Annotated in this window: 16 protein-coding genes; 1 reads left to right on the top strand and 15 read right to left on the bottom strand. The window is 62.9% G+C overall.

Features of this window, described 5'->3' with window-relative positions; genetic code table 11:
* Positions 1-7: 7 nt before the first annotated feature.
* The 14 genes from rpmC to rpsL form a co-directional block, all read right to left on the bottom strand.
* Positions 8-205 (bottom strand): 50S ribosomal protein L29, encoded by a 198-nt coding sequence (gene rpmC, locus E8L99_RS15870; protein WP_137100460.1) that lies wholly within the window; start codon positions 203-205, stop codon positions 8-10.
* A 13-nt stretch (positions 206-218) separates the two neighbouring features.
* Complete coding sequence (gene rplP, locus E8L99_RS15865; RefSeq protein ID WP_137100459.1) at positions 219-632, bottom strand: 50S ribosomal protein L16; 414 nt, start codon at positions 630-632, stop codon at positions 219-221.
* Positions 633-649: 17 nt separating this feature from the next.
* Positions 650-1,372: a 30S ribosomal protein S3 gene (gene rpsC, locus E8L99_RS15860; protein WP_137100458.1), complete on the bottom strand. Its 723-nt coding sequence runs from the start codon at positions 1,370-1,372 to the stop codon at positions 650-652.
* Positions 1,373-1,382: 10 nt separating this feature from the next.
* Entirely contained in the window at positions 1,383-1,766 is a 384-nt protein-coding gene (gene rplV / locus E8L99_RS15855) for a 50S ribosomal protein L22 (protein ID WP_137100457.1), read from the bottom strand.
* 8 nt (positions 1,767-1,774) lie between these two features.
* Positions 1,775-2,053 (bottom strand): 30S ribosomal protein S19, encoded by a 279-nt coding sequence (gene rpsS, locus E8L99_RS15850; RefSeq protein WP_137100456.1) that lies wholly within the window; start codon positions 2,051-2,053, stop codon positions 1,775-1,777.
* A gap of 9 nt (positions 2,054-2,062) precedes the next feature.
* Positions 2,063-2,896 (bottom strand): 50S ribosomal protein L2, encoded by an 834-nt coding sequence (gene rplB, locus E8L99_RS15845; protein ID WP_137100455.1) that lies wholly within the window; start codon positions 2,894-2,896, stop codon positions 2,063-2,065.
* 19 nt (positions 2,897-2,915) lie between these two features.
* Positions 2,916-3,215 (bottom strand): 50S ribosomal protein L23, encoded by a 300-nt coding sequence (locus E8L99_RS15840; protein WP_137100454.1) that lies wholly within the window; start codon positions 3,213-3,215, stop codon positions 2,916-2,918.
* Entirely contained in the window at positions 3,212-3,832 is a 621-nt protein-coding gene (gene rplD, locus E8L99_RS15835; protein WP_137100453.1) for a 50S ribosomal protein L4, read from the bottom strand. The genes E8L99_RS15840 and rplD overlap by 4 nt, the downstream gene beginning before the upstream one ends.
* 1 nt (position 3,833) lies before the next feature.
* Positions 3,834-4,547, bottom strand: coding sequence for a 50S ribosomal protein L3 (gene rplC, locus E8L99_RS15830; protein WP_137100452.1), 714 nt, complete (start codon positions 4,545-4,547; stop codon positions 3,834-3,836).
* A 100-nt stretch (positions 4,548-4,647) separates the two neighbouring features.
* A complete protein-coding gene (gene rpsJ, locus E8L99_RS15825; protein ID WP_035038345.1) occupies positions 4,648-4,956 on the bottom strand; it encodes a 30S ribosomal protein S10 in 309 nt (102 codons plus the stop codon).
* 62 nt (positions 4,957-5,018) lie between these two features.
* A complete protein-coding gene (tuf, locus tag E8L99_RS15820) occupies positions 5,019-6,209 on the bottom strand; it encodes an elongation factor Tu (RefSeq protein WP_137100451.1) in 1,191 nt (396 codons plus the stop codon).
* A 67-nt stretch (positions 6,210-6,276) separates the two neighbouring features.
* On the bottom strand, positions 6,277-8,352 hold the full coding sequence (fusA, locus tag E8L99_RS15815) for an elongation factor G (protein WP_137100450.1): 2,076 nt from the start codon (positions 8,350-8,352) through the stop codon (positions 6,277-6,279).
* 40 nt (positions 8,353-8,392) lie between these two features.
* Entirely contained in the window at positions 8,393-8,863 is a 471-nt protein-coding gene (gene rpsG / locus E8L99_RS15810; RefSeq protein WP_137100449.1) for a 30S ribosomal protein S7, read from the bottom strand.
* 84 nt (positions 8,864-8,947) lie between these two features.
* Positions 8,948-9,319 carry a 30S ribosomal protein S12 gene (rpsL, locus tag E8L99_RS15805; protein ID WP_137100448.1) on the bottom strand — a complete coding sequence of 124 codons (372 nt, stop codon included), beginning with the start codon at positions 9,317-9,319 and terminating at the stop codon, positions 8,948-8,950.
* Between the two features lie 661 nt (positions 9,320-9,980).
* On the opposite strand from rpsL, the gene E8L99_RS15800 reads away from it, so the two are divergent.
* Positions 9,981-10,373, top strand: coding sequence for a hypothetical protein (locus E8L99_RS15800; protein ID WP_137100447.1), 393 nt, complete (start codon positions 9,981-9,983; stop codon positions 10,371-10,373).
* 81 nt (positions 10,374-10,454) lie between these two features.
* On the opposite strand, the gene rpoC is transcribed toward E8L99_RS15800, so the two are convergent.
* Positions 10,455-14,660, bottom strand: coding sequence for a DNA-directed RNA polymerase subunit beta' (gene rpoC, locus E8L99_RS15795; RefSeq protein WP_137100446.1), 4,206 nt, complete (start codon positions 14,658-14,660; stop codon positions 10,455-10,457).
* Positions 14,661-14,770: the final 110 nt, after the last annotated feature.

Here is a 14,770-nt window from a genome sequence, read left to right as displayed (position 1 = left end):
CGCTCCCTTACTTCTTGGCGTCGCGCTTTTGCGCGGCGATGGTTTTGACACGGGCGATGTCACGGCGCACCTGGCGGACGCGCGCAACGTTTTCCAACTGACCGGTGGCCTTCTGGAAGCGCAGGTTGAACTGCTCCTTCTTCAGGTCACCAAGCTGGCCCTCGAGCTCGTCGAGGGTCTTGGTCCGGATTTCTTCGGCCTTCATGATCCTCAGATCCTCACTCGGCGATGCGCTGAACAAAGCGCGTCTTGATGGGGAGCTTGGCAGCGGCAAGTTCGAGCGCCTTCTTGGCGACATCGATCGAAACGCCGTCGATCTCGAACATGATGCGCCCCGGGGCAACCTTCGCCGCCCAGTACTCATTGGCGCCCTTACCGGAGCCCATGCGGACTTCGGCAGGCTTCTTCGACACAGGCACGTCCGGGAAGATGCGGATCCAGACACGGCCGGCGCGCTTCATCTCACGGGTCATCGCGCGGCGGGCCGCCTCGATCTGCCGCGCGGTGATGCGCTCGGGCTCAACGGCCTTGAGGCCGAACTGTCCGAAGTTCAGGTCCGTTCCACCCTTCGAGGTACCGGAAATCCGGCCCTTGAACTGCTTGCGGTACTTCGTCTTCTTGGGCTGAAGCATGGCTCAGACCTTCCCTATCAAGCCGCGTCGCGGTCGCGGTCACCACCGCGGGAGCCACGACGGGTCGAGCCTTCGCCCTCGGTCAGGCGCTTGTCCTGAGCCATGGGGTCGTGCTCCATGATTTCGCCCTTGAAGATCCACACCTTCACGCCGCACGTCCCGTAGGTCGTGAACGCGGTGGCGACGCCATAGTCGACGTCAGCACGCAGTGTGTGAAGCGGCACGCGACCTTCGCGGTACCATTCGAGGCGGGCGATCTCGGCACCGCCGAGGCGACCCGAGCAATTGATGCGGATGCCTTCGGCACCGAGACGCATGGCCGACTGAACGGCGCGCTTCATGGCACGACGGAAAGCCACACGGCGCTCGAGCTGCTGGGCGATCGAGTCTGCCACCAGGGTCGCGTCGACTTCCGGCTTGCGGATTTCGACGATGTTGATGACGACCTCGGCCGGCGTCAGCTTCGAGACGGCCTTCTTCAGCTTCTCGATGTCGGCGCCCTTCTTGCCGATCACGATGCCCGGACGAGCCGAGTGGATCGTGACGCGGCACTTGCGGTGCGGACGCTCGATGATGATCTTCGAGACGGCGGCCTGCTTGAGCAGCTTCATCAGCTCACGGCGGATCTTGAGATCCTCGTGAAGGAGACGGCCGTACTCGCCCTTGTTGGCGAACCAGCGCGAGTCCCAGGTGCGGTTGATGCCGAGGCGGAAGCCGATCGGATTGATCTTCTGACCCATGGCTCTCTCCTCAAACCTTCGCTTCTTCAACCTGACGAACAACGATCGTCAGGTGGGAGAAGGGCTTCTCGATCCGTGCACCGCGACCGCGGGCCCGAGCGTGGAAGCGCTTCAGAACGAACGCCTTGCCGACATGGGCCTCAGCGACGACCAGGTCGTCGACATCGAGGTCATGGTTGTTCTCGGCATTGGCGATGGCGCTCTCGAGGCACTTCTTCACGTCGCCAGCGATACGCTTGCGAGAGAACTCGAGATCGGCAAGCGCGGTATCGACCGGCTTGCCACGAATGAGCGCAGCAACAAGGTTCAGCTTGCGAGGGCTGACGCGCAGCATGCGCGCGATGGCCTTCGCCTCGTTGTCCTTCAGTGCGCGCGGAGTGGCGGACTTACTCATCTCTCACCTCACTTCCGCTTGGATTTTTTATCGGCCGCATGGCCGTAAAAGGTGCGAGTCGGCGAGAACTCGCCGAACTTGTGTCCAACCATCTCCTCGGTGACCTGCACCGGGACATGCTTCTGACCGTTGTAGACGCCGAAGGTCAGACCCACGAAGTGGGGCAGGATCGTGGAGCGACGGCTCCAGATCTTGATGACCTCATGCCGGCCCGACGAACGGGCGGTATCGGCCTTCTTCAGGAGGTATCCGTCGACGAACGGACCTTTCCAGACGGAACGTGCCATGACGTGCCCTTACTTCTTCTTCGAATGACGGCTCGCCAAGATAAACTTGTCGGTCCGCTTGTTCGAACGAGTCTTCTTGCCCTTGGTCGGGAAGCCCCAGGGCGTGACGGGGTGACGGCCGCCGGAGGTACGGCCTTCGCCGCCGCCGTGCGGATGGTCGATCGGGTTCATGGCCACGCCGCGATTGTGCGGACGAAGGCCCTTCCAGCGGTTACGACCGGCCTTGCCGATCGAAACGTTCATGTGGTCCGGATTGGACACGGCACCGATGGTCGCCAGGCAACGGCCATGGACCAGGCGCTGCTCGCCCGAATTCAGACGCAGGATCACGTAGCCCTCGTCACGACCGACGATCTGGGCATAGGTGCCGGCGGAGCGGGCAACCGCACCACCCTTGCCAATCTTCATCTCGACATTGTGCACGATCGTGCCAACCGGGATGTTGGCGATCGGCATGCAATTGCCGGGCTTCACGTCGACGCTTTCGCCGGCCACCACCTGGTCGCCGACAGCAAGGCGCTGCGGAGCAATGATGTAGGACAGCTCGCCATCGGCGTACTTCACCAGAGCGATGAAGGCCGAGCGGTTCGGATCATATTCCAGACGCTCGACAACGGCCGGCATGTCGACCTTGCGCCGCTTGAAGTCCACCAGACGGTAGGACTTCTTGTGGCCACCGCCGCGGAAACGCGAGGTGATGCGGCCGAGATTGTTACGGCCGCCAGTCGCAGACTTGCCTTCGGTCAGGGTCTTGACCGGCTTGCCCTTGTAGAGGTCGGAGCGGTCGACCAGGACGAGCTGACGAAGGCTCGGCGTGATCGGCTTGAAGGTCTTGAGTGCCATGGTTCCTAGTCCCCTCGCCTCACAGACCGGTCGTGATGTCGATCGAATGGCCCTCGGCGAGGGTCACGATCGCTTTTTTCACGTCCGAGCGCTGGCCGAGCATGCCCTTGAAGCGCTTCGTCTTGCCCTTTTGGACAAGCGTGTTCACGCTCTTGACCTTGACATCGAACAGCTTTTCCACGGCGGCCTTGATCTGAGGCTTGGTGGCGGTGCCGGCGACCCGGAAGATCACCTGGTTCTGCTCCGCAACCAACGAGCCCTTCTCGGTGATCAGCGGCGCCTTGATGACGTCGTAGTGACGCGGATCGACGGTGCTCATTTGAAGCGCGCCTCCAGCGCATCCACAGCGGCCTTCGTCAACACCAGCGTATTGCGACGCATGATGTCATAGACGTTGATGCCCTGGACCGGCAGCACATCCACGAGCGGGATGTTGCGGGCGGCCAGCGCGAAGTTCTTGTCGACCTCGGCGCCATCGATGATCAGGACGCTCTTCAGCCCCAGCTTCTCGAACTGAGCCTTCAAGGCCTTGGTCTTCGACGCATCCGACGAGGCCTTCTCGAGCACGATGATCGAGCCGGCCTTCACCTTGGTCGAGAGCGCATGCTTCAGACCGAGAGCACGGACCTTCTTCGGCAGCGCGTGCTCATGCGAGCGCGGCGTCGGGCCGAAGGAACGGCCACCGCCGCGGAACAGGTTGGCACGAGCAGACGAGTGACGGGCGCCGCCCGAACCCTTCTGCTTGTACATCTTCTTGCCGGTCCGCCAGACTTCGGCGCGGTTCTTGACGTCATGCGTGCCGGCGCGACGCTTGGCAAGCTGCCAGCGCACGACGCGGTGCAGGATGTCTGCGCGCGGCTCGAGACCGAAGATCTCGTCCGACAGATTGACGGAGCCGACATCGGCGCCGTCGAGGGTTTTGACCTTAAGTTCCATCTCAACCCTCCGTCGTCTGAGCGGCCGGAGCCTCAGCACCCGGCAGCGTGAAGCTGCCCGGAACCGGAACATCCTTGGGAAGCGGCTTCTTCACCGCGTCGCGAACCAGGATCCATCCGCCCTTGGAGCCGGGAACGGCACCCTCGACCAGGATGATGCCGCGCTCCACGTCGGTGCGGACAACCTTCAGGTTCTGCGTCGTCACACGAACCACGCCCATATGGCCGGCCATGCGCTTGTTCTTGAACACGCGGCCCGGATCCTGACGCATACCCGTCGAACCGTGCGAACGGTGCGAGACGGAGACGCCGTGGGTGGCACGCAGACCGCCGAAATTGTGCCGCTTCATGGCACCGGCAAAGCCCTTACCCTGCGAGGTGCCCGTCACGTCGACGAACTGGCCAGGCAGGAAGTGGTCGGCCGAGAAGCGCGCGCCAACCGGCACGAGTTCCTGGTCGCCGACGCGGAACTCGACGATCTCGTGCTTCGGCTCGACCTTGGCGACCGCGAAATGCCCACGCTGGGCCTTCGACGTGTTCTTCACCTTGGCAAGACCGGCACCGAGCTGGAGAGCCGTGTAGCCATCCTTGTCGGCCGTGCGGTGGGCGACGACCTGGCAGTCGTCCAGCACCAGCACCGTCACGGGGACGTGCTCGCCGCCCTCGGTGAAGATGCGGGTCATGCCCATCTTCTTAGCAATCACACCGGAACGCATTGCGCGCATTCCTCTGAATTGGGGTCATCCGCGTCCATTTCAGGACCGGAGAGGACCCGGGTTCTTTTCGAGACGCGCCGTCATCGGCGCGTCATGCGACTCAAAGCTTAATCTCGACGTCCACACCGGCAGCGAGATCGAGCTTCATAAGGGCATCGACCGTCTGCGGGGTCGGATCGACGATATCGAGAAGCCGCTTATGGGTGCGGATCTCAAACTGCTCGCGCGACTTCTTGTCGATGTGCGGCGAGCGGTTCACCGTGAACTTCTCGATCCGCGTCGGCAGCGGGATCGGCCCACGGACCTGGGCGCCGGTACGCTTCGCCGTATTGACGATTTCGCGTGTCGACGTGTCCAGGACCCGGTGGTCGAACGCCTTGAGGCGGATCCGGATGTTCTGACCGTTCATGGGTTCGCCCCTTCAGGCAAAACGAAAGGGCGCGCGACTGAGCGCACCCTCTCGACAGTGAATCACTCGATGATGGAAGCGACGACGCCGGCGCCGACGGTGCGGCCACCTTCACGGATGGCGAAGCGCAGCTTCTCCTCCATGGCGATCGGCACGATCAGGTTCACCGTCATGGCGATGTTGTCGCCAGGCATCACCATCTCCGTGCCTTCCGGCAGGTGGACGATGCCCGTCACGTCCGTCGTGCGGAAGTAGAACTGCGGACGATAGTTGGTGAAGAACGGCGTGTGACGGCCACCCTCTTCCTTCGTCAGGATATAGGCCTCGGCCTTGAACTTCGTGTGCGGCTTCACCGAACCCGGCTTGCACAGAACCTGACCGCGCTCGACGTCCTCGCGCTTGGTGCCGCGCAGCAGAGCGCCGATGTTGTCGCCGGCCTGGCCCTGGTCGAGCAGCTTGCGGAACATCTCGACGCCCGTGACGATCGTCTTCTGGGTGTCGCGGATGCCGACGATCTCGATTTCCTCGCCGACCTTGACGATGCCGCGCTCGACGCGACCGGTGACAACCGTGCCACGGCCCGAGATCGAGAACACGTCCTCGACCGGCATCAGGAACGGCAGATCGATCGGGCGCTCCGGCTGCGGGATGTAGGCGTCGACGGTGGCCATCAGCGCCAGAACCGCGTCATGGCCGATCTCCGGCGTCACGCCGTCAAGAGCAGCCTTGGCCGAGCCCTTGGTGATCGGAATGTCGTCGCCCGGGAAGTCGTACTTGGTCAGAAGCTCGCGGACTTCCATCTCGACGAGCTCGAGGAGCTCGGCGTCGTCGACGAGGTCGACCTTGTTCATGAACACGACCAGCGCCGGAACGCCGACCTGACGGGCGAGCAGGATGTGCTCGCGGGTCTGCGGCATCGGGCCGTCGGCAGCCGACACGACCAGGATCGCGCCGTCCATCTGCGCAGCACCGGTGATCATGTTCTTCACATAGTCGGCGTGGCCCGGGCAGTCGACGTGGGCATAGTGACGGTTCGCCGTCTCGTACTCGACGTGAGCCGTCGAGATCGTGATGCCACGCGCCTTCTCTTCCGGCGCCTTGTCGATCTGGTCATAGGCCGTGAACGACGCGCCGCCCGACTCCGCCAGAACCTTCGTGATCGCCGCAGTCAGCGACGTCTTGCCATGGTCAACGTGACCAATCGTGCCGATGTTGCAATGCGGCTTGTTGCGTTCGAACTTTGCTTTGGCCATCGGAGGCCTCCTTCAATTTGCTTACCAGTGCGGGATCAGAGACCCGCGGCACCAGCCGGACGGACGGTTACGCGTATTTGGCCTGGACTTCGGCGGCGACGTTGGACGGCGCCTGATCGTAGTGGCTGAACGACATCGAGTAGCTGGCACGACCCTGGCTGAACGAGCGCAGCTGGTTGACGTAGCCGAACATGTTCATCAGCGGGACCATGGCGTTCACGACATTCGCGTTGCCGCGCATGTCCTGACCCTGGATCTGGCCACGCCGCGAGTTGAGATCGCCGATGACCGAACCGGTATATTCCTCCGGGGTCACCACTTCGACGCTCATGATCGGCTCGAGCAGAACCGATCCGCACTTCTGGAGAGCTTCGCGCATGGCGGCGCGCGAGGCGATTTCGAATGCGAGAGCCGACGAGTCGACCTCGTGATACGCGCCGTCGATCAACGACACCTTAATGTCGACCACGGGGAAGCCGGCAATGATGCCCGCGCCCATGACCGAGTTCAGGCCCTTCTCGACGCCCGGCAGATATTCCTTGGGCACCGAACCGCCGATGATCTTCGACTCGAACTCGAAGCCCTTGCCCGGCTCGTTCGGCTCGACGACGAACTTGACGCGAGCGAACTGGCCGGTACCGCCGGTCTGCTTCTTGTGGGTGTAGTCGATCTCGGCCTTCTTCGTGATCTTCTCGCGGAAGGCAACCTCAGGGGCGCCAACCGAAACCTCGACCTTGTGGGTCCGGCGAAGGATGTCGACCTTGATGTCGAGATGGAGCTCGCCCATGCCCTTGATGCGGGTCTGGCCGGATTCCTGGTCGGTCGAAACGCGGAAGGACGGGTCCTCGGAAGCCAACTTGATCAGCGCGAGCGCCATCTTTTCCTGGTCGGCCTTTGTCTTCGGCTCGATCGCCATCTCGATGACCGGCTCCGGGAACTCCATACGCTCCAGAATGACCGGCTTGTTCGGATCGCAAAGGGTATCACCCGTGCGTGTGTCCTTCAGGCCAACCAGAGCGACGATGTCGCCGGCATAGGCCTCAGCGATTTCTTCGCGGTTGTTGGCATGCATGAGAACCATGCGGCCGACGCGCTCGTTCTTCTCGCGGGTCGAGTTCAGGAGGCTCGCGCCCTTCTCGAGCTTGCCCGAGTAAATGCGGCAGAAGGTCAGGACGCCGTACTGGTCATCCATGATCTTGAAGCCGAGCAGCGAGAGCGGCTCGCTATCGGAAGACTTGCGCTCGGTCTCCTGCTCGTTGCGCGGATCGATACCCTTGATCGCGGGAACGTCGACCGGCGACGGCAGGTAGTCGACCACCGCGTCCAGGAGCGTCTGGACGCCCTTGTTCTTGAAGGCCGAGCCGGCAAGCACGGGATAGAAGGCACCGATGAGGACGGCCTTGCGGATGAGGCGCTTCAGGGTCGCCTCGTCGGGCTCGTTGCCCTCCAGATAGGCTTCCATGGCGGTGTCGTCGAGTTCAACGGCGGCCTCGACGAGCAGGTTGCGGTACTCCGCAGCCTTTTCCTTGAGGTCGTCCGGGATCTCGAGGTTCATGTCGAAATCGGCGCCGAGCGACTCGCCGGACCAGATGACGGCCTTCATGCGGACGAGATCGACGATGCCCTTGAAGCCGGCCTCAGCGCCGATCGGCAGCTGGATCGGAACGGGCTTGGCGCCGAGGCGCTTCTTGATGTCGTCCAGGCACATGTAGAAGTCTGCGCCGGTCTTATCCATCTTGTTGGCGAAGACGATGCGCGGAACCTTGTACTTGTCGCCCTGGCGCCAGACGGTCTCGGTCTGCGGCTCAACACCCTGGTTGGAGTCGAGGACGCAGACGGCACCGTCGAGCACGCGCAGCGAACGCTCGACTTCGATCGTGAAGTCGACGTGGCCGGGAGTGTCGATGATGTTCAGGCGCTTGCCCTGCCAGTGAGCGGTCGTCGCGGCGGACGTGATCGTGATGCCGCGCTCCTGCTCCTGCTCCATGAAGTCCATGGTTGCGGCGCCGTCATGGACTTCGCCGATCTTATGGGACTTGCCGGTGTAGTAGAGGATCCGCTCGGTCGTCGTCGTCTTGCCCGCATCAATGTGGGCCATGATTCCGAAGTTGCGGTAGTCCTCGATCGCGTGGGTGCGCGCCATGATCGTAATCCTTCGAACCCGTCAGGGCCCTTAAGTTTCGTTACCAGCGGTAGTGCGAGAAGGCGCGGTTGGCTTCGGCCATCTTGTGCGTGTCTTCACGCTTCTTGACGGCGTTGCCACGATTGTTCGACGCGTCCATCAACTCGGCCGACAGCTTGTCGACCATGGTCTTGTCGTTGCGCGAACGAGCAGCCTGGATCAGCCAGCGAATGGCCAGAGCCTGGCGACGCTCGGGGCGCACCTCGACCGGAACCTGGTAGGTCGCACCACCAACGCGGCGGGAGCGGACCTCGATGGCCGGCATGACGTTTTCCAACGCCGACTGGAACACCGCGAGCGGGTCCGACTTCGCCTTGGCTTCGATGATATCGAATGCGCCATAGACGATCTGTTCAGCCGCCGACTTCTTGCCTTCGTACATGACCGAGTTCATGAACTTGGTCAGCACGACGTTTCCGTACTTGGCGTCCGGGATGATTTCCCGCTTCTCTGCCCGGTGACGACGCGACATCGCTCTCTCCGTTGATTTCTAAAGCCACCGGCCGCTCCTACCCGGCGCAACGCGCCTCGGCTTGGAGCAGCCGGTGGAAACTGCTTACTTGGGCCGCTTGGCGCCGTACTTCGAACGACGCTGTTTGCGGTTCTTGACGCCCTGGGTATCGAGGACGCCGCGGAGGATGTGGTAACGCACACCCGGAAGATCCTTGACGCGACCGCCACGGATCATCACCACCGAGTGTTCCTGAAGGTTGTGGCCTTCACCCGGGATGTAACCGATCACCTCAAAACCGTTGGTGAGGCGAACCTTGGCAACCTTACGGAGAGCCGAGTTCGGCTTCTTCGGGGTCGTGGTGTAGACGCGTGTGCACACGCCACGCTTCTGCGGGCAGCCCTCCATATGGCGGGACTTCGAGCGGTAGGTGCGCGGCTGACGCGGCTTGCGGATCAGCTGGTTGACTGTCGGCATCGGCGGCCTTGTCCTTGAACCAATCGAGAAGCGGTTGCCCGCACCTCACAAAGCTAATGACGTGCCCGTCCCGTTACCGGAACGAACAACCGGGCGCTCGGTTTGCCCTGGAAGGACAAACTGCGCCCGGCGAAAACAGAGGATCAGAGCGCCTTTCGGCGTCCGGATCATGCGTTCGAATCTGACTGACGTCAGGCGGCGTAGTCTCGGTACGCTTCGGTCGGGGGCGGTGGAACCGCATCAAGACCGTGTTGGCGACCGACATACGCCGGGAAAGTTGGGCCGCAATACACGCTGACTCGGGGGTCGTCAAGCGTCACGCACAGCCAGGCCCTTCAAAGACGGGAAGTTTCGCTGATCAGCACCCGCACGAAAGGATCATCCGCCGTGCCATTCGCCTCCCCTGCCCTCAGGGCGGCAGCCTGACGGGCTCGTCGATCCTCTGGCGCCCCCCTTACCCGGATATCGGGAAATCAACTGATAGGCTCTTTGCGCAGTTCCCGGGCATAGTGCCGCGCGACGAGGTGAGGTTGCGACCCGACGCCCACCTGCCTCCGTCCGAGCGAAACAATCGGCCGTCGCTCCGACGTGCCGGACGACATTCATGGGGAATCGCTGCCGGTATCAGGAGCCGGGCGGTTAGCTGAAGAGGAAGCCTATCATGACATTCAAAGCCACTTTCTTGGCTGCCGCGACCGCAGCCTTGCTTGCGAGCTCTGCCGCCACCATTGCGCCGGCGACCGCGCAGACGGACCGTGACGGCCAGCAGCGCTGGATCAATGTCGTGAACCGCACGAACCTGACGATTCGCGAGTTCTACATGACCGATGTCGACACCCGCGGCTGGGGTGACGATCGTCTTGGCGATTCAACGATTGATTCCGGAGAATCCATGCGGGTCGTCCCGACTCGCCGTCAGCGCGATCGCGGCTATTGCCAGTTCGACATGAAGGTCGTGTTCGAGAACGATCGCTCGGTCGAGCGTCGTGGGGTCAATCTCTGCTCGACCACCAACCTGGTGTGCGTGTCGACATCCAGCTGCCGCGCCCAGTAAGAGCCGGGCAGCACCCGCCAGACGAAAAAGGGCCGCCCGGTTGGGCGGCCCTTCTCTTTAGGTGCCGAGGGCACCCAGGCGTCAGGCCTGGGGTGCCTCGATGGCAGCGACGGCAGCCGGTGCACGCGCCTTGACGCTGGCTGCAGCCTTCTGCTTCTCGTCCAGGATCAGATCGTCGCGCTTCACGGCGATCTCGCGGATGCGGCTGACCATGGCGCCGGTGCCGGCGGGGATCAGACGACCGACGATGACGTTCTCCTTCAGGCCCTCGAGCGTATCCGACTTGCCGTTGACGGCAGCCTCGGTGAGCACGCGCGTGGTTTCCTGGAAGGACGCCGCCGAGATGAACGACCGGGTCTGCAGCGAAGCCTTGGTGATGCCGAGAAGGACAGGCACGCCCGTGGCCGGGCGCTTGTTCTTGTCGTCAGCCATGGCCTCGTTGGCCTCTTCCATCTCGGACGCATCCACCTGGTCGCCCTGGATCAGCTCGGTATCGCCGGGATCGGTGATCTCGACCTTCTGGAGCATCTGACGGACGATGACCTCGATGTGCTTGTCGTTGATGACGACGCCCTGCAGTCGGTAGACTTCCTGGATCTCGTTGACGAGGTAGGCAGCAAGCTCCTCCACGCCCTTGATCGCCAGGATGTCATGCGGCGCCGGGTTGCCGTCGACGATGAAGTCACCCTTCTGGACTTCGTCACCATCCTGCAGATGGATGTGCTTGCCCTTCGGGATCAGATATTCCGCCGCCTCGGCATCGGCCTCGAAGGGCTCGATCGTGAGGCGACGCTTCTGCTTGTAGTCCTTGCCGAAGCGCACGATGCCGGAGACTTCCGCGATGATCGCGGCATCCTTCGGACGACGGGCCTCGAAGAGTTCGGCGACACGCGGCAGACCACCGGTGATGTCGCGCGTCTTGGCGCTTTCCAGCGGGATACGCGCAATGACGTCACCGCCATAGACCTGGGCACCGGCATCGGCCGAGATGACCGCTTCCACCGCCAGGGCGTAGCGCGCGTCGGTGCCGCGCGGCAGCTTCTGGATCTTGCCGTTGGCGTCCTTGATGACCAGCGACGGCTTGAGGTCCGCCGAGCGCGTCGAGGTACGCCAGTCGGTGACGATACGCTTGGTGAAGCCAGTCGCCTCGTCGGTGGTTTCCGCGATCGACTGACCGTCGACCAGATCCTCGAAGCCGAGGATACCGTCGATCTCGGTGATGATCGGACGCGTGTAGGGGTCCCACTCGGCGATGCGCTGGCCACGCTTGACCTTGGCGCCCTCGTCGACCCGCAGCTTCGCACCGTACTGGATACGGTGGGTCGCGCGCTCCGAGCCGTCGGCATCGACGATGACGACCGCCATGTTGCGGCCCATCGCGATCAGCTCGCCGTCCGAATTCTTGACGATCGAACGGTTGCGGATGCGGATCGTGCCTTCGAAGGTCGCCTCGATGAACGAGGTATCGACCACCTGGGCAGCGCCACCGATGTGGAAGGTACGCATGGTGAGCTGGGTGCCCGGCTCACCGATGGACTGCGCGGCGATGACGCCGACAGCTTCACCGATATTGACCGGGGTACCGCGGGCAAGGTCACGGCCATAGCACTGGCCGCAAACGCCGACCTTGGTCTCGCAGGTGAGCACCGAGCGGATCTTGACCTCCTGAATGCCGGCGGCGGTGATCGCCTCGACATCCTTTTCGAGGATCATGCGGCCGGCTTCGACGATCACAGCACCCGACGACGGATCGGTGACGGTATTCGCCGCCGAACGACCGAGGATGCGCTGACCGAGGGTGGCAACCACCTGGCCGGCGTCGACGATGGCACGCATGCCAATGCCGCGGTCGGTATGGCAGTCCCGCTCCGTGATGATGCAGTCCTGGGCCACGTCGACCAGACGGCGGGTCAGGTAACCCGAGTTCGCCGTCTTGAGCGCCGTGTCGGCCAGACCCTTACGCGCACCGTGGGTGGAGTTGAAGTACTCCATCACGGACAGGCCTTCCTTGAAGTTCGAGATGATCGGGGTCTCGATGATCTCGCCGGACGGCTTGGCCATCAGGCCGCGCATGGCGGCGAGCTGGCGCATCTGGGTCGGCGAACCACGGGCACCCGAGTGGCTCATCATGTAGATCGAGTTGATCGGCAGATCGCGGCCGTTCTCGTCCTTCCGGACAGCCGAGATGCGGCCCATCATCTCCTGGGCGAGACGGTCCGAGCACTTGGCCCAGGCGTCGACGACCTTGTTGTACTTCTCGCCATAGGTGATCAGGCCGTCGAGATACTGCTGCTCGTAGTCCTTGGTGAGCGAGCGGGTCTCCTCGACGATCGGCCACTTGTTCTCCGGCACGAGCATGTCGTCCTTGCCGAAGGAAATGCCGGCCTTGTAGGCGTGGTAGAAGCCGAGCGCCATGACGCGGTCGCAGAAGATCACCGACTCCTTCTGACCGCAGAAGCGGTAGACGGTGTCGATCATCCCCGAGATCTCCTTCTTCGTCATCAGCTTGTTGGCTGCGTCGAACTGGATCTTGGCGGACTTCGGCAGGAGCTGACCGAGGAGCACACGGCCCGGCGTGGTGTCATAGATCTTGCGGACCATGACGCCGTCGGGATCGAGGCCTTCCCAGCGATACTTGATCTTCGAGTGAAGGGTAACGACCTTGTTGGCCAGCGCATGCTCGAGCTCGCCGATATTGCCGAAGGCCTTGCCCTGGCCGGGCATGCCGTCCGACATCAGCGAGACGTAGTAGAGACCGAGCACGATATCCTGCGACGGCACGATGATCGGCGCGCCGTTGGCGGGATGCAGGATGTTGTTGGTCGACATCATCAGCACGCGCGCTTCCAGCTGCGCTTCGAGCGACAGCGGGACGTGCACGGCCATCTGGTCGCCGTCGAAGTCGGCGTTGAAGGCCGAGCAGACGAGCGGGTGCAGCTGGATCGCCTTGCCCTCGATCAGCACAGGCTCGAAGGCCTGGATGCCGAGGCGATGGAGGGTGGGAGCGCGGTTCAAGAGCACCGGATGCTCGCGGATGACCTCATCGAGGATATCCCAGACCTCCGGACGCTCCTTCTCGACCAGCTTCTTCGCCTGCTTGACGGTGGCGGAGAGACCCTTGGCGTCGAGCCGGGCGTAGATGAACGGCTTGAACAGCTCGAGCGCCATCTTCTTCGGCAGGCCGCACTGGTGCAGCTTCATTTCCGGACCGACGACGATGACCGAACGGCCCGAATAGTCGACGCGCTTGCCGAGCAGGTTCTGACGGAACCGGCCCTGCTTGCCCTTCAGCATGTCAGCGAGCGACTTCAGCGGGCGCTTGTTGGCGCCCGTGATGACGCGGCCGCGACGGCCGTTGTCGAACAGCGCATCGACCGCTTCCTGAAGCATGCGCTTCTCGTTGCGGATGATGATGTCCGGGGCGCGCAGCTCGATCAGCCGCTTCAGGCGGTTGTTGCGGTTGATGACGCGGCGATAGAGATCGTTGAGGTCGGAGGTCGCGAAGCGGCCGCCGTCCAGCGGCACCAGCGGACGCAGGTCCGGCGGAATGACCGGAACCACCGTCAGGATCATCCATTCCGGCTTGTTGCCCGACTGGATGAAGGCCTCGATGATCTTCAGGCGCTTGGCGAGCTTCTTCGGCTTCAGCTCGGTGGTGGCTTCCGAGATTTCCTTGCGGGTGTCGGCAGCCAGCTTCTCGAGGTCGAGGCCGCGCAGCAATTCGCGGATGGCCTCGGCGCCGATCATGGCGGTGAACGAGTCATCGCCGAACTCGTCCTGGGCGCGGACATACTCTTCCTCGGACAGGAGCTGACGCTCCTTCAGCGAGGTGAGGCCCGGCTCAAGCACGCAGTAATATTCGAAATAGAGGATGCGCTCGAGGTCCTTGAGCGGCATGTCGAGCAGCAGGCCGATGCGGCTCGGCAGCGACTTCAGGAACCAGATATGGGCAACGGGAGCGGCGAGCTCGATATGGCCCATGCGCTCGCGGCGGACGCGCGACAGCGTGACTTCGACGCCGCACTTCTCGCAGATGATGCCCTTGTACTTCATCCGCTTGTACTTGCCGCACAAGCACTCGTAGTCCTTGATGGGTCCGAAGATCCGAGCGCAGAAAAGGCCATCACGCTCCGGCTTGAACGTCCGGTAGTTGATGGTTTCCGGCTTCTTGATCTCGCCGAACGACCACGACAGGATCTTTTCCGGGCTCGCGATCGAGATCTTGATCTGATCGAAAGTCGCCGGCTGCGTCGTCGGATTGAAGAGATTCGCGACCTCTTGGTTCATCGCAGTCTCCAAAGCCCCGGGAAAACCGGGAAAAAATCATGGCCGGAGCGAAGGCATCGCGGCCGAAGTGAACGATTTGGTCGGAACCGGGCGCACCCGGTTCCGTAAAG

Origin of the sequence: Phreatobacter aquaticus, from assembly GCF_005160265.1 — a bacterium.
Classification (GTDB): Bacteria; Pseudomonadota; Alphaproteobacteria; order Rhizobiales; family Phreatobacteraceae; genus Phreatobacter; species Phreatobacter aquaticus.
The sequence above is the reverse complement of the archived record's forward strand: the minus strand, read 5'-3'. Positions and strand labels throughout refer to the sequence as shown.

Excerpts from the sequence above, each read along its gene's own strand:
- rpmC (WP_137100460.1), bottom strand. The coding sequence starts at position 205 with ATGAAGGCCGAAGAAATCCGGACCAAGACCCTCGACGAGCTCGAGGGC.
- rplP (WP_137100459.1), bottom strand. The coding sequence starts at position 632 with ATGCTTCAGCCCAAGAAGACGAAGTACCGCAAGCAGTTCAAGGGCCGG.
- rpsC (WP_137100458.1), bottom strand. The coding sequence starts at position 1,372 with ATGGGTCAGAAGATCAATCCGATCGGCTTCCGCCTCGGCATCAACCGC.
- rplV (WP_137100457.1), bottom strand. The coding sequence starts at position 1,766 with ATGAGTAAGTCCGCCACTCCGCGCGCACTGAAGGACAACGAGGCGAAG.
- rpsS (WP_137100456.1), bottom strand. The coding sequence starts at position 2,053 with ATGGCACGTTCCGTCTGGAAAGGTCCGTTCGTCGACGGATACCTCCTG.
- rplB (WP_137100455.1), bottom strand. The coding sequence starts at position 2,896 with ATGGCACTCAAGACCTTCAAGCCGATCACGCCGAGCCTTCGTCAGCTC.
- E8L99_RS15840 (WP_137100454.1), bottom strand. The coding sequence starts at position 3,215 with ATGAGCACCGTCGATCCGCGTCACTACGACGTCATCAAGGCGCCGCTG.
- rplD (WP_137100453.1), bottom strand. The coding sequence starts at position 3,832 with ATGGAACTTAAGGTCAAAACCCTCGACGGCGCCGATGTCGGCTCCGTC.
- rplC (WP_137100452.1), bottom strand. The coding sequence starts at position 4,547 with ATGCGTTCCGGTGTGATTGCTAAGAAGATGGGCATGACCCGCATCTTC.
- rpsJ (WP_035038345.1), bottom strand. The coding sequence starts at position 4,956 with ATGAACGGTCAGAACATCCGGATCCGCCTCAAGGCGTTCGACCACCGG.
- tuf (WP_137100451.1), bottom strand. The coding sequence starts at position 6,209 with ATGGCCAAAGCAAAGTTCGAACGCAACAAGCCGCATTGCAACATCGGC.
- fusA (WP_137100450.1), bottom strand. The coding sequence starts at position 8,352 with ATGGCGCGCACCCACGCGATCGAGGACTACCGCAACTTCGGAATCATG.
- rpsG (WP_137100449.1), bottom strand. The coding sequence starts at position 8,863 with ATGTCGCGTCGTCACCGGGCAGAGAAGCGGGAAATCATCCCGGACGCC.
- rpsL (WP_137100448.1), bottom strand. The coding sequence starts at position 9,319 with ATGCCGACAGTCAACCAGCTGATCCGCAAGCCGCGTCAGCCGCGCACC.
- E8L99_RS15800 (WP_137100447.1), top strand. The coding sequence starts at position 9,981 with ATGACATTCAAAGCCACTTTCTTGGCTGCCGCGACCGCAGCCTTGCTT.
- rpoC (WP_137100446.1), bottom strand. The coding sequence starts at position 14,660 with ATGAACCAAGAGGTCGCGAATCTCTTCAATCCGACGACGCAGCCGGCG.